We start from the raw sequence: 13779 nt of genomic DNA, 5'->3' as shown, positions 1-13779 counted from the left end.
CTGGCGAATGATCGAACTGTTGATGGCTGCGACCCTGTTCGCAGCGCCTCAAGATCCGGCCGGGGAACTGAGGGAGCCGCGTCAGTGGGGCGCGCCGGCGTGGGAACGGCGACCGATTCCCGACTATCCCGAGGGCGAAAGCGGGGTCGTTCAGGCGCTGATAACCTGCACGGCGGGTGACGAAGGCCGCCTTCTGGACTGCCGCATTGACCGGGTTTCGCCCCGCAGGACGCGCTTCGGCCGCGAGGTCATGAGGCGGCTTCCGGGCAGTCGTATCCAGCAAGGCCTGATCCAGCCCGGCGACACCACGACATTCCTGATATGGGCTTGCGCCGGCGCCCAGCCCTGCGAGCCCACGGCGTGGCCCGACTAAAGGCCCGCGGCACTGGACCCGTGCGCGTCAGCCCCCTAGACGCTGCCGCATGAGCGCCGAATCCGAAGTCCTGGCCCGCGTCGAATCCGGCGTGGGCCGCATCACCCTGAACCGGCCGAAGGCGCTGCACGCGCTGAACCGCGCCATGTGCGAGGCGATGACCGAGGCCCTGCTGGCCTGGCGCGAAGACGATGCCGTCAAATCCGTGCTGATCGACCATGCCGGCGAGCGTGGCTTCTGCGCCGGCGGCGACATCCGGATGATCGCCGAAAGCGGGGCGGGGGACGCCTCGGAGGCGAAGGCCTTCTTCAAGGTCGAGTACCGACTGAACCATCTGATGTTCGAATACCCCAAGCCGATCACCGCGATCGTCGACGGCATCGTCATGGGCGGCGGCGTGGGGATCAGCGAGCCGGCCGACGTCCGCATCGCCACCGAACGCACCACCTACGCCATGCCCGAGACCGGCATCGGCCTGTTCCCCGACGTCGGCGGCGGCTGGTTCCTGCCGCGCCTGCCCGGGCAGACCGGCGTCTGGCTGGCCCTGACCGGGGCGCGGCTCAAGGCGGCGGACACGGTCTTCCTCGGCATCCACAGCCACTTTCTGCCGGCGGACGCGCTGGACGCCTTCCGTCTCATCCTCGCCGCCGATCCGGCCCATCCGATCGACGTCGCCGACGGTCTTGAGGCGGACCCGGGCGAAGCTCCCGTCGAGGCCCATCTGGCCGCCATCGACCGTCTGTTCGCCTTTGATACGGTGGAGGAGATCTTCGCCGCGCTGGCGGCGGACGGCTCGGACTGGGCGCTGGCCCAGCTGGCGACGCTGAAGACCAAGTCGCCGCAATCGCTCAAGGTCACGCTGCGGCAACTGCGGCTCGGCGCGGCCATGCCCACCTTCGCCGGGAACATGGCGCTGGAATACCGGCTCGGCGGTCGCGTGGTCCGGACCCACGACTTCCAGGAAGGCGTCCGCGCCGTGGTGGTGGACAAGGACAATACGCCGAACTGGTCGCCCGCCGACCTGTCGGGCGTCAGCGAGGCCGACCTCGATCGCCTGTTCGCGCCCCTGCCGGCGGGGCAGGAATGGACGCCTCTGGCCTAGATCGGCCCTTGCATCGCCGGTACATTCGGGGCGTAGCTTGGCCATCGCTTCCGGGGACCGTCATGCTGAAATCGCTGCTCGCCGCCGCCGTCATCGCCGTCTCGCTGGGCGGCTGCGCCTCGGAGCCCTGGGCCGGGCGCGGCGACCGTCAGGCGACCCGCACCTACCAGGCCCTGGCCCTGGCCGAGCTGCAACGCGCGGCCATCGTCGATCCCCTGCGTCCGGCGGATGAGGTCGCGCGTGATCCGCTGCGGCATCCCGACCGGATGCTGGCCTTCGCCATGGTCGCGCCCGGTCAGAAGATCGCCGACATCCGCCCGGAGGAGGGATACTTCACCCGGCTGTTCGCCCGCGTCGCCGGCGATACGGGCAGGGTCTACGCCTTCGTGCCCAACCGGACCGCCGCGCGTGAGAACGCGTTCGGCGACGCCCTGGCCGCCGCCTATCCGAATGTGACGCGGCTCAACGGCGATCTGGATTCCATGAGCTTTCCGGAGCCGCTGGACATGATCTTCATGGCCCAAGAGTACCACGACTTCCACATCCCGGCCTTCGGGGTGGACGTCGCGGAGATGAACCGCGCCGTCTTCGCGGCCCTGAAGCCCGGCGGATATTACATCGTCATCGACCATTCCGGACGCGCAGGCACGACCAATACGGAGGTCCAGTCGCTGCACCGGATCGAGGGCGCCTTCCTGCGCCGCGAGGTCGAGGCGGCGGGCTTCGTCTTCGACGGCGAATCCACCGCCGTGGCCAATCCCGAAGACGACCGCACCATCAATGTCTTCGATGCGGCCATCCGCGGCCGGACCGACCAGTTCGTCTATCGCTTCCGCAAACCCGGCTGAGACCGGCCCGGGTTGCGCCATCCGCGCCGTCCGGGCGCAAGGGGAGATTCTGATGCGTCGTTCCATCATGCTCGCGGCCGTGGCGGCCCTCGCCCTGTCCTCGGCGGCCTGCATGGGCGCCATGGGCGAAGGCGCGCCGCCCGCGCCCGCCGACTACGCCGCGGCCCTGGCCGGATCCTCGCGACCCGCCGATGACCGCGCCCGCGACGAAGCGCGCCACACCGCCGAGACCCTCGCCTTCGCCCGGGTCCGGCCGGGGCAGAAGATCGCCGACATGATCATCGGCGGGGGCTATTTCACCCGCATCTTCTCCGCCGCCGTCGGGCCCGGGGGTCGGGTCACGGCCTGGCAGCCGGCCGAGTTCATCGCCTTTCAGGCCAGCTATGGCGAAAGCCTGACGGCGGTCGACGCCCTGGCCAATGTGGACGGAATTCGCTCATCGATGGGCGCGCCGGACTTTCCGATGGGGCTGGACCTGGTCTTCACCGCCCAGAATTATCACGACCTGCACCTGAACATCGCCCCGGCCGACACAGCCTCGCGCGTCAACGCCGCCGTCTTCCGCGCCCTGAAGCCGGGCGGTCTGTATGTCGTCATCGACCACCACGCGGTCGCCGGCGCGCCCCTGACCGCGGCCGACACGGTCCACCGCATCGACGTTGAAGCCGTCAAACGCGAGGTGCTCGCCGCCGGCTTCGTGCTCGACGGAGAGAGCGCCATCCTGGCCAATGCCGAGGATCCCCGCACCGCCAGCGTCTTCGACGCCTCGATCCGGGGCCGCACCAGCCAGTTCATGCTGCGGTTCCGCAAGCCGGGCTGAGACGATGCGCCGATCCGTCCTGATTCTGACCGCTCTTCTGGCCTTCATCGCCCCGGCGGCGGCGCAGGAGGCCGGGTCTCATATCCGGGCCGCGGTCGCCGACGCGGGAAGACCGGAGACGGACCGGCAGCGTGACGCCTCGCGCCTACCGGCTGAAGTCCTGGCCTTCGCCGGCGTCCACGAAGGCTGGCGGGTCGGCGAATATATGCCGGGCGGCGGCTATTTCACCCGCATCCTCGCCCGCTCGGTGGGGCCGGCCGGCCATGTGCTGGCGTATCAGCCGGCCGAGATCGTGCGGATGCGGCCGGCCTTCCTGACCGAAATCCAGGCCGCGGCGGCGGAGCCCGGCATGGGCAATGTCAGCGTCGTCTCGGCCCCGACCCGTGACTTCGCCGCGCCCGAGCCGCTGGATCTGGTCTTCACGGTCCAGAACTACCACGACCTCTACGGCCCGTTCGCCGCCGATGGCACGGGCGCCGCCTTCGACCGGGCGGTGTTCGCGGCGCTGAAGCCGGGCGGGATCTATCTGGTGATCGACCACCATGCGGCCGCCGGGACCGGGCTGGGCGGCGCGGGACAGCAGCACCGGATCGAGCGGCGGGCGGTCATCGACGCCATCACCGGCGCCGGCTTCGTGCTGGACGGAGAGAGCGACCTGTTGGCCAACCCCGACGATCCCCTGACCGCCAGCGTCTTCGCCCCTGCGATCCGGGGCCGCACCAGCCAGTTCACGCTGCGCTTCAGGAAGCCGGGCTGATCAAAAACCCTCTACGGGTGCTGGCGACGGCGTCGGCGAGCGGCTAACCCTCCCGCCAAAGCAATCGGGAGACGTCGCCATGACCCACAAGATCGCCTTCATCGGCCTCGGCAACATGGGCGGGGGCATGGCGGCCAACCAGGCCAAGGCCGGTCACGCCGTCGCCGCCTTCGACCTGTCGCAGGCCGCGCTGGACCGCGCCGCCGCCGCCGGCTGTACGCCCGTCGGGTCGGTGGCGGAGGCGGTCAGGGACGCGGACGTCGTCATCACCATGCTGCCGGCGGGCCAGCATGTGCTGAAGGTCTATTCGGAGCAGGTGATCGGCGTGGCGCCGACGTCGACCCTGCTGCTCGACTGTTCAACCATCGACGTCGACACGGCCCGCAAGGTCGCCGGCCTGGCCCGGGACGCCGGCTACGCCATCGCCGACGCCCCGGTGTCCGGCGGGACCATGGCGGCGGACGCGGGCACCCTGGCCTTCATGGTCGGCTGCGACGCGCCCGACTTCGCCCGCATCGAGGCGGCGCTGGAGCCGATGAGCCGCGCCACCTTCCGCGCCGGTGATCATGGAGCGGGGCAGGCGGCCAAGATCTGCAACAACATGATCCTCGGCATCACCATGCTGGGCACCTGTGAGGCCATCGGCCTGGCCGAGAAGCTGGGGCTGGACCCGGTCAAGATGTTCGACATCGTCGCCAAGTCGTCCGGGCAGAGCTGGTCGACGACCACCTACTATCCCTGGCCGGGCCCGGTGCCGACCGCGCCCTCGAACCGCAACTATGACGGCGGCTTCGCCACGGCGATGATGCTCAAGGACCTGAAACTGGCCCAGGACGCCGCCGCCAAATCCGGCGCCTCGACGCCGCTGGGGGCCCAGACCGAGGCCCTGTTCCAGATGTTCAACGGCCTCGGCTACGGCGGCCGCGACTTCTCGGCCATCCTGCAGATGCTGCGCGGCAAGCTGGACGACCTGCCGAAGGGTTGAGGTCGAGTTTGTGAGAACCGTTATCAATTAGGGGTTTGCGGCGTTTTGTCCGGCCGGATTCATGGACAAATCAGCCTGATCAGCGCATCACGCGGCAAGTTTTCGTCGCCAGCAGAGCTGTCCGCTTGTTCGATTACAAGGCCGCATTCGGGACCGCCGTCGAGCAGGTCAAGGGAGAGGGGCGCTACCGCGTCTTCGCCGACCTGAAGCGCGTGCGCGGCCAGTTTCCGAAGGCGATCCGGCGTCGTGAGGACGGCGCCGAGCAGGACGTCATCGTCTGGTGTTCTAACGACTATCTCGGCATGGGCCAGCACCCCGAGGTGCTGGAGGCCATGCAGGCCGAGATCGACCAGGTCGGCGCCGGCGCCGGCGGCACCCGCAACATCTCCGGCACAACCCGTTCGGCGGTCGATCTGGAAGCCGAGCTGGCCAGCTGGCACCAGAAGGAAGCGGCGCTCCTCTTCACCTCGGGCTATGTCGCCAACGAGGCGACCCTGACGACGCTGCAGCGCATCCTGCCCGGCCTGATCGTCTTCTCCGACAGCCTGAACCACGCCTCGATGATCGCCGGCATCCGCAACGGCGGCTGCGAGCGGCACATCTTCGCCCACAATGATCTGGAACACCTCGAACGGCTGCTGCGCGACGCGCCGGCCGATGCGCCCAAGCTGATCGCCTTCGAGAGCGTCTATTCGATGGACGGCGACATCGCCGACCTGGCCGGCACCATCGCCCTGGCCCGCAAATACGGCGCCCTGACCTATCTCGACGAGGTCCACGCCGTCGGCCTGTACGGCGCGACCGGCGCCGGCGTGGCCGAGCGCGACGGCGTGCTGGACGGGATCGACATCGTCGAATGCACCCTCGGCAAGGCCATCGGCGTCATGGGCGGATACATCGCCGCCGACGCGGTGATCATCGACGCGGTGCGCAGCTGGGCCTCGGGCTTCATCTTCACGACGTCCCTGCCGCCGGCCCTGACCGCCGGGGCCCTGGCCTCGGTGCGGTGGCTCAAGGCCCATCCCGAGGTGCGCGTGGCGCATCAGGAGCGCGCCGCGACGCTCAAGGCCCGCTTCAAGGCCGCCGGCATTCCGGTGATGGACTCGGTCAGCCACATCGTCCCGGTGTTCGTCGGCGACCCGATCCACGCCAAGATGATCTCGGACATGCTGCTGGAAGAGCACGGCGTCTATGTCCAGCCGATCAACTATCCGACCGTGCCCAAGGGCACCGAGCGGCTGCGCTTCACCCCGTCGCCCAACCACACCGACGCCATGATGGACGACCTCGTCCGCGCCATGGACCGGCTGTGGACCCACTGCAATGTGGCGCGCCTCCCTGCCGTCGCCTGACGACATCGGCGAGGTCATCGTCGAGCTGACCCGCAACGGGGCCTATCTCAAATGTTCGGCCGTGCATGTCGCGACCGGCATTGAAGCGTCGGCGATCGGACCCGTGGCCGAGCGCGTCGGGCTGGAGCGCATCGCCATCGGCAAGTTGAAGCGGGCCCTCGCCGCCCGCTGACCACAAGATGTTGTGGTCCCCGGCGGTCAGGCCTAAATGAAGCGCCGCAGTTTTCGGGGACTTAACGTGACCGCCTTCACCCACGCCGACTATTTCTCGAAGAGCCTCGCCGAGGCGGATCCCGACATCTTCGGCGGCATCCAGGGCGAGCTGGGCCGGCAGAAGGAGCAGATCGAGCTGATCGCCTCCGAGAACATCGTCTCGAAGGCGGTGCTGGAGGCTCAAGGGTCCGTCCTGACCAACAAATACGCTGAGGGCTATCCCGGCCGCCGCTACTATGGCGGCTGCGAATATGTCGACGTCACCGAGACCCTCGCCCGCGAGCGCGCCAAACAGCTGTTCGGCTGCGCCTTCGCCAACGTCCAGCCGCACTCGGGCGCCCAGGCCAACCAGGCGGTGTTCCAGGCCCTGTTGACGCCGGGCGACACCTTCCTGGGCATGGATCTGGCCGCCGGCGGCCACCTGACCCACGGCTCCCCCGCCAACCAGTCGGGCAAATGGTTCCGGCCGGTGACCTACAAGGTGCGCGAGAGCGACTGCCTGATCGACTATGACCACGTCGCCGAAATGGCCGAGAAGGAGAAGCCCAAGCTGATCCTCGCCGGGGCCAGCGCCTACAGCCGCCACATCGACTTCAAACGCTTCCGCGAGATCGCCGACAGCGTCGGGGCGTATCTGATGGTCGACATGGCCCATTATGCCGGCCTGATCGCCGGCGGCGTCTATCCCGATCCGCTGCCCCACGCCCACGTCGTCACCACCACGACGCACAAGACCCTGCGCGGACCGCGCGGCGGCATGGTGCTGTCGAACGACATCGAGCTGGGCAAGAAGATCAATTCGGCCGTCTTCCCGGGCCTGCAGGGCGGGCCGCTGGAGCATGTCATCGCCGCCAAGGCCGTGGCGTTCGGCGAGGCGCTGAAGCCCGAGTTCAAACTCTATGCGAAGCAGGTCGTAACCAATGCCCAGGCGCTGGCGGCGGTACTGGTCGAGCGCGGCGCGGCCATCGTCTCGGGCGGCACCGACAGCCATCTGATGCTGGTCGACCTGCGGCCCAAGGGCGTGACCGGCAAGGCCACCGAGGCGGCGCTCGAACACGCCCTGATGACCTGCAACAAGAACGGCGTGCCGTTCGACACGGCGCCGTTCACCGTCACCTCGGGCGTCCGTCTGGGCACCCCCGCCGGCACGACCCGCGGCTTCGGCGTGGGCGAGTTCCAGCAGGTCGGCCATTGGATCGCCGACGTGATCGACTCGATGAAGGGCACGGACGAGGCCGACGCCGGCGTGTCGCAACGTGTGGCGGGCGAGGTCCGCGAACTGACCCGCCGCTTCCCGATCTACGGATAGACCCGCGATGAAATGCCCCTTCTGCGGACATCAGGACACCCAGGTGAAGGACAGCCGCCCGTCGGATGACGGCGCCGCCATCCGCCGCCGTCGGTCCTGCCCGCAGTGCAGCGGGCGGTTCACCACCTTCGAACGGGTGCAGCTGCGCGAGCTGATGATCCTGAAGCGCAACGGCCGCCGCGCGCCGTTCGACCGCGACAAGCTGGAGCGGTCGCTGAACGTCGCCCTGCGCAAACGCCCGGTGCAGGCCGAACAGATCGAACAGCTGGTCAGCCGCATCACCCGCCAGCTCGAGAGCTTGGGCGAGACCGAGATCCCGTCCTCGACCGTCGGCGACTTCATCATGAAGGCGCTGAAGTCGGTCGATGAGGTGGCCTACGTCCGCTATGCCTCGGTTTACAAGGACTTCCGCCACACCGGCGACTTCGCCAAATTCCTCGGCGCCGAGGGCCTCAACGAGGGACAGGACGACGAGTCCGGTTCGCGCTGATGCGCCCGAGCGTCACCCTGAAGCTGGCGACCTCTCTCGACGGGCGGATCGCGACCGCCTCCGGCGAAAGCCGCTGGATCACCGGCGAGGCCGCCCGTCTCGAAGGCCACCGCCAGCGCGCGGCCCATGACGCCATCCTGGTCGGCGTTGAAACCGTGCTGATGGACGATCCTGAACTGACCGCGCGCCTGCCGGGCCGCTCGGTGGACCAGCCGCTGCGGGTGGTGCTGGACAGCCGGTTGCGCACGCCCGTCACGGCGAAGGTGGCGACGGGCGGCGACAGTCTGATCCTGACCGCCTGTGAGCCGAGGCCGGTGGGCTCGGCCAGGGTGGAGCAGGTCGAGTCCGTCGAGGGCCGTCCGAGCCCCGCCGCGGCCCTGGCCGCCATCCGCCGCCAGGGCGCCGCCTCGGTGCTGATCGAGGGCGGTGGACAGGTGGCGGCCTCCTTTCTGCGCGCCGGCCTGGTGGACCGACTGGAGTGGTTCCGCGCCCCGATCCTGCTGGGCGGGGAGGGACGGCCCTGCGTGGCGGCGCTGGCGCTGGCGCGGCTTTCGGACGCCCCGCGGTTCCGGTGCCTTGCGGTCGCGCCCTGCGGTGACGACCTGTGGGAGCGCTACGAGAGGCTCTGATGTTCACCGGGATTGTCACAGACATCGGTCGCGTCCGTTCGGTCAGGCAGACCGACCGCGACCGCCGCTATGAGATCGAGACCGCGTGGGATACGGGCGGGATCGATCTGGGCGCCTCGATCAGCCATGCGGGCTGCTGCCTGACGGTCACCGAGAAGGGGCCGGGCTGGTTCGCGGTCGAGGTCTCGGGCGAGACCCTGTCGAAGACGACGCTCGGCGACTGGCGCGAGGGCGATCCGGTCAATCTGGAGCGGGCCGCGAAACTGGGCGACGAACTGGGCGGCCATATCGTCTCGGGCCATGTCGACGGCCTGGGCCGGGTCGTCTCGGTGACGCCCGAGGGCGGGTCGCACCGGATCGACATCGCCGCGCCCGCGCCGCTGCACCGCTATATCGCCGCCAAGGGATCGATCACGGTCGACGGCGTGTCGCTGACGGTGAATGCCGTCGAGGGCGAGGTCTTCGGGCTGAACATCATCCCCCACACCTGGGAGGCGACCACGCTCGGCGCCCTGAAACCGGGCGATGCGGTCAATCTGGAGATCGACATGCTGGCGCGATACCTCGCGCGGTGGCAGGAGACGGCGTGATGGCCAATACAATCAATCTCGCCTCGAACATGTTCGACAGCCCGATCAGCCCCATCGAGGACATCCTCGAGGATGCCCGCAACGGCAAGCCGTACATCCTCGTCGATGCCGAGGACCGGGAGAACGAGGGCGACATCATCATTCCGGCCCAGTTCGCGACGCCGGACCAGATCAATTTCATGGCCCGCCACGCGCGCGGGCTGATCTGCCTCGCCATCACCGCCGACCGGGCGCGCCAGTTGCGCCTGCCGCCGATGGCCGCGGAGAATCGCGAAAGCATGGGCACGGCCTTCACCGTCTCGATCGAGGCGAAGGAGGGGGTCACGACCGGCATCTCGGCGGCGGATCGGGCCCGCACCGTCCAGGTCGCCGCCGATCCCACCCGGGGCGCGGACGACATCGTCTCGCCGGGCCATGTCTTCCCGCTGGTCGCCCGCGACGGCGGGGTGCTGGTCCGCACCGGCCACACCGAGGCGGCGGTCGATATCAGCCGCATGGCCGGGCTGACGCCCGCCGGCGTCATCTGCGAGATCATGAACGACGACGGCTCGATGGCGCGGATGCCCGACCTGGTCGCCTTCGCCCAGCTGCATGGGCTGAAGATCGGCACCATCGCCGACCTGATCGCCTATCGCCGTCGCACCGAACGCTATGTCGAGCGGGTCATGGATACCCCGTTCGAGAGCATCCACGGCGGGCCTTTCCGGCTGATGCTGTACCGGAACACCATCGAGGGCGCCGAGCATGTCGCCCTGGTCCACGGCCAGATCGAGCCCGGCAAGCCGACGCTGGTGCGGATGCACCAGGTCGATTTCGCCGCCGACCTGCTCGGCCATGTCGAGGCCCGGCAAAGCTATATTCCAAAGGCCCTCAAGGTGATCAGCGACCATCCGGGAGCGGGGGTGACCGTCTTCCTGCGCGATCCGGACCTGCACGGCCTGGCCGAGCGGCTGGCGGGGGTCGAAAAGCCGGTCGCGGTCGACCGGTCGATCCGCAACTACGGCGTCGGGGCCCAGATCCTGCTGGATCTCGGGGTGCGCGACATGATCGTGATGAGTTCGACCCGCCCCAACCCCGCCGCGCTTGAGGGCTATGGCCTGCGCATCGTCGGCTGGCGCGACATGGACGGAGAAGACCAATCCTGAGTGATCCCACCCGCGTCCTCATCGTCGAGGCGCGCTTCTATGACGGTCTGGCCGACGCCCTGCTGGAAGGGGCGAAGGACGCCCTGCGCGCCCGGGGCGCATCGTTCGATGTCGTCTCCGTGCCGGGCGCGCTGGAAGTCCCGACGGCCATCGCGCTCGCGGTCGAGGCCGGCCGGTATCCGACCGCCCCCCGCTATGACGGCTTCGTCGCGCTGGGCTGCGTCATCCGCGGGGAGACCTATCATTTCGAGATCGTCGCGGATCAGTCGGCGGCCGGCCTGCGCAATCTGGGGCTCAATGGCGTGGTGATCGGCAACGGCATCCTGACCACCGAGGACGAGGACCAGGCCTGGGCCCGCGCCCGCCTCAGCGAAGGCGACAAGGGCGGCGGCGCGGCCCGCGCCTGTCTCGACCTCATTGCCTTGCGCAAGCGGCTGCGCGTAGGACTGGGCGCGTGACCGAACCCGCCAGCCTCAAGTCCGTGCTCGAGCAACTCGCCGAGGCCGAAAAACAGCGCGCCGAGCCGCAGCTGACCAGCCGTCAGCGGCGAGCGCGCACGGTGGCGCGCCTCGCCGCCGTGCAGGCGCTGTATCAGATGGAGCTGGCCGGCGAGGGCGTGGATACGGTCATCGCGGAATTCTCCAACCACCGCTTCGACTCCGACATGGAGGGCGAGCCGCTGGCCGAGGCCGATGAGGACTATTTCGCCGAGATCGTGCGCGGCGTGGTCGGCGGCCAGCGCGACATCGACACGGCGGTCAAGGCGCGGCTGGCCTCGAACTGGCGGCTGGAGCGGCTGGATTCGACCCTGCGGGCCCTGCTGAGGGCCGGGGCCTGGGAGTTGCGCGACCGTCAGGACGTGCCGCGCGAGATCGTCATCGACGAGTACGTCGAGCTGGCCAAGGCCTTCTTCGACGACGCCGAGGCCAAATTCGTCAATGCGGCGCTGGACGGCGTCGCCAGAGACGTCCGCCCGAAAGCCTGACCATGCCCTCGGTCGATGTCGCCGGCGAGTTCGAGACCATCCGGCGGCTGTTCGCGCCGCTGGCCCATCCGGAATGGGGCCGGGGCCTGGCGGATGACGTGGCCGTGGTGCCGTCGCGGCCCGGCCACGATCTGGTCCTGACCAAGGACGCCATCGTGGAGGGCGTCCATTTCCTGCCCACCGATCCGCTCGACACGGTGGCGCGCAAGCTGATGCGCGTGAACCTGTCGGACCTCGCGGCCAAGGGGGCCGAACCGTTCGGCTATCTGCTGGCCTGCCATTGGTCCGAGCGCTGCGGCTGGCCGGAGCGGATGACCTTCTGCGACGGCCTGCGGGTCGATCAGAAGACCTTTGGCGTCGCCCTGATCGGCGGGGATACGGTGGCGACGCCCGGACCGGCCGCCTTTTCCATGACCCTGCTCGGCTGGATCCCCAAGGGGCGCACGGTGGGACGCGCCGGCGCCAGGGTGGGCGATCTGGTCTTCGTCACGGGCGCCATCGGCGACGGCTGGCTGGGCCTTGAGGCGATACAGGAGCGGCTGTCGCTCGATCCCGAGCGGATCGCGGCCCTGTCCGATCACTACCGGACGCCGACCCCGCGCACCGACTTCGCCCTGCCCATCCGCGACATGGCCAGCGCCGCCATCGACGTTTCGGACGGCCTGATCGCCGATCTCGGCCATCTGGCCGCGGCGGGACAGGTGCGGATCGAGATCGACCTCGAGACCGTGCCGCTGTCGGCCGCCGGCCAGGCCTGGTTCGACGGCCGCGTCGACGAACAGGCGGCGCTGGAGAAGCTGGTCACCGGCGGCGACGACTATGAGATCGCCTTCACCGCCTCCGCGCGCGACGAGGCCGCGCTGCGCCGCGAGGCCGAACGCCGGCACCTGCGTCTGACCCGGATCGGCCGCGTCACGGCGGGGCAGGGCGTCACGGCGCGCTTCGGCGGCCAGCCGGTCGCCTTCGCCCGGCCCGGATTCACCCACGGCTGACAACGAATTCTCAAGGCGTCGCGGTCAGGGTGACCGAATGCGCCGTCGTGACCTCATCGCCGCCACCGCCGTCCTCTCCGCCGTCGCTCCGGCGGCGCTGGCTGAAGACGCGCCAGCGGGCGGCCAAAGCCTGAGCATGCCGGGCGTCGGCCTGCCGATCATCGCGGGCGGGCGGTTGCGCAACTATGTCTTCGTTTCGCTGCGCCTGCATCTCGGCGGCTCGGCGACACCGGAGACCATGCGCGCCAAGGAAGCCTTTCTCCGCGACGCCCTCGTTCGCGCCGGCCATCGCACCCCCTTCGTGGTGGCGGATGACTGGACCCGAATCGACACGGCCGCCCTGTCCGCCAGCCTGATGCGGTCGGCCGTCACGATCGCCGGACGCGGCGCGGTCACCCGCGTCGAGATCGTCAGTCAGGCCCCGCGCCGACGGACCGGCGTCCAGACCCGCTGATCCACATTCGCCTGTTGCGTCGGCCCCCGGCATTTGGCACGTTTCCGCCGCAATTCCCCATGGACGTGATAGGCGTCCGTTGCGCACGGGGGGACCGGAAGGCGGAAAGAGGCGAATAACGCCCGCCGCGCCAAGGAACCGGGCGTCCTTTGATTCACAGGACTTGGAAACGTCATGAGCAACTATCTGTGGCTGGTCATCGCCGCAGGCGCGCTGGGGGTCCTCTATGGACTGATCCAGACCGCCTCGCTGATGAAGGCCAGTACCGGCAACGACAAGATGCGCGAGATCGCCGCGGCGATCCAGGAGGGCGCTTCGGCCTATCTGCGGCGGCAGTACACCACGATCGCCATGGTCGGCGTGGTGATCCTGGTCGCCGCCTATTTCCTGATCGGCGAATGGGCCGCCATCGGCTTCGTCATCGGCGCGGTCCTGTCGGGCCTGGCCGGGTTCGCCGGCATGCTGATCTCGGTGCGGGCCAACGTCCGTACGGCGCAGGCTGCGTCGGAGAGCCTCGGCAAGGGTCTGGATCTGGCCTTCCGCTCGGGCGCCATCACCGGCATGTTCGTGGCGGGCGGCGCGCTTCTGGGCGTGGCCGGCTACTACGCCATCCTGACGGCCGGCATGGGCTTCGAGCCGACCAGCCGTGAAGTCATTGACGGTCTTGTGGCCCTCGGCTTCGGCGCCTCGCTGATCTCGATCTTCGCCCGTCTGGGCGGCGGCATCTTCACCAAG

General features: G+C 69.2%; 18 protein-coding genes. All 18 read left to right on the top strand.

What is annotated here, in order from left to right:
• Nucleotides 1-7: 7 nt before the first annotated feature.
• Nucleotides 8-373, top strand: a complete 366-nt coding sequence (locus B2742_RS07120; protein WP_292064455.1) for a hypothetical protein — start codon at nucleotides 8-10, stop codon at nucleotides 371-373.
• Between the two features lie 49 nt (nucleotides 374-422).
• Nucleotides 423-1475, top strand: coding sequence for an enoyl-CoA hydratase/isomerase family protein (locus B2742_RS07115; protein ID WP_292064454.1), 1053 nt, complete (start codon nucleotides 423-425; stop codon nucleotides 1473-1475).
• Nucleotides 1476-1537: 62 nt separating this feature from the next.
• Nucleotides 1538-2323, top strand: coding sequence for a class I SAM-dependent methyltransferase (locus B2742_RS07110; protein ID WP_292064453.1), 786 nt, complete (start codon nucleotides 1538-1540; stop codon nucleotides 2321-2323).
• A gap of 52 nt (nucleotides 2324-2375) precedes the next feature.
• The gene (locus tag B2742_RS07105) at nucleotides 2376-3143 is read left to right on the top strand and encodes a class I SAM-dependent methyltransferase (RefSeq protein WP_292064452.1); all 768 of its coding nucleotides are present in this window, start codon (nucleotides 2376-2378) and stop codon (nucleotides 3141-3143) included.
• A 4-nt stretch (nucleotides 3144-3147) separates the two neighbouring features.
• Nucleotides 3148-3900, top strand: a complete 753-nt coding sequence (locus B2742_RS07100; protein ID WP_292064451.1) for a class I SAM-dependent methyltransferase — start codon at nucleotides 3148-3150, stop codon at nucleotides 3898-3900.
• A gap of 79 nt (nucleotides 3901-3979) precedes the next feature.
• Nucleotides 3980-4885 (top strand): 3-hydroxyisobutyrate dehydrogenase, encoded by a 906-nt coding sequence (gene mmsB / locus B2742_RS07095; protein ID WP_292064449.1) that lies wholly within the window; start codon nucleotides 3980-3982, stop codon nucleotides 4883-4885.
• Between the two features lie 125 nt (nucleotides 4886-5010).
• A complete protein-coding gene (gene hemA / locus B2742_RS07090) occupies nucleotides 5011-6237 on the top strand; it encodes a 5-aminolevulinate synthase (RefSeq protein ID WP_292064447.1) in 1227 nt (408 codons plus the stop codon).
• Complete coding sequence (locus B2742_RS07085; RefSeq protein ID WP_292064446.1) at nucleotides 6209-6409, top strand: DUF6898 family protein; 201 nt, start codon at nucleotides 6209-6211, stop codon at nucleotides 6407-6409. Before hemA ends, B2742_RS07085 begins: the two co-directional genes overlap by 29 nt.
• A 36-nt stretch (nucleotides 6410-6445) precedes the next feature.
• Complete coding sequence (glyA, locus tag B2742_RS07080; protein WP_414633050.1) at nucleotides 6446-7759, top strand: serine hydroxymethyltransferase; 1314 nt, start codon at nucleotides 6446-6448, stop codon at nucleotides 7757-7759.
• Nucleotides 7760-7766: 7 nt separating this feature from the next.
• Nucleotides 7767-8249 carry a transcriptional regulator NrdR gene (nrdR, locus tag B2742_RS07075; protein ID WP_292064443.1) on the top strand — a complete coding sequence of 161 codons (483 nt, stop codon included), beginning with the start codon at nucleotides 7767-7769 and terminating at the stop codon, nucleotides 8247-8249.
• The gene (locus tag B2742_RS07070; protein WP_292064442.1) at nucleotides 8249-8878 is read left to right on the top strand and encodes a RibD family protein; all 630 of its coding nucleotides are present in this window, start codon (nucleotides 8249-8251) and stop codon (nucleotides 8876-8878) included. Before nrdR ends, B2742_RS07070 begins: the two co-directional genes overlap by 1 nt.
• Entirely contained in the window at nucleotides 8878-9468 is a 591-nt protein-coding gene (locus B2742_RS07065) for a riboflavin synthase (RefSeq protein WP_292064441.1), read from the top strand. The genes B2742_RS07070 and B2742_RS07065 overlap by 1 nt, the downstream gene beginning before the upstream one ends.
• Nucleotides 9468-10613: a 3,4-dihydroxy-2-butanone-4-phosphate synthase gene (gene ribB / locus B2742_RS07060; protein WP_292064439.1), complete on the top strand. Its 1146-nt coding sequence runs from the start codon at nucleotides 9468-9470 to the stop codon at nucleotides 10611-10613. Before B2742_RS07065 ends, ribB begins: the two co-directional genes overlap by 1 nt.
• Complete coding sequence (gene ribH, locus B2742_RS07055) at nucleotides 10610-11071, top strand: 6,7-dimethyl-8-ribityllumazine synthase (protein WP_292064721.1); 462 nt, start codon at nucleotides 10610-10612, stop codon at nucleotides 11069-11071. Before ribB ends, ribH begins: the two co-directional genes overlap by 4 nt.
• Nucleotides 11068-11598, top strand: a complete 531-nt coding sequence (gene nusB, locus B2742_RS07050) for a transcription antitermination factor NusB (protein ID WP_292064438.1) — start codon at nucleotides 11068-11070, stop codon at nucleotides 11596-11598. Before ribH ends, nusB begins: the two co-directional genes overlap by 4 nt.
• A gap of 2 nt (nucleotides 11599-11600) precedes the next feature.
• Nucleotides 11601-12590, top strand: a complete 990-nt coding sequence (gene thiL, locus B2742_RS07045) for a thiamine-phosphate kinase (protein ID WP_292064437.1) — start codon at nucleotides 11601-11603, stop codon at nucleotides 12588-12590.
• A 37-nt stretch (nucleotides 12591-12627) separates the two neighbouring features.
• On the top strand, nucleotides 12628-13044 hold the full coding sequence (locus B2742_RS07040; protein WP_292064436.1) for a hypothetical protein: 417 nt from the start codon (nucleotides 12628-12630) through the stop codon (nucleotides 13042-13044).
• A 174-nt stretch (nucleotides 13045-13218) separates the two neighbouring features.
• The coding region (locus B2742_RS07035) for a sodium/proton-translocating pyrophosphatase (RefSeq protein ID WP_292064435.1) at nucleotides 13219-13779 on the top strand (561 nt) is incomplete at its 3' end.

The organism is Brevundimonas sp. UBA7664 (genome assembly GCF_002483305.1).
GTDB lineage: Bacteria > Pseudomonadota > Alphaproteobacteria > Caulobacterales > Caulobacteraceae > Brevundimonas.
The sequence above is the reverse complement of the archived record's forward strand: the minus strand, read 5'-3'. Positions and strand labels throughout refer to the sequence as shown.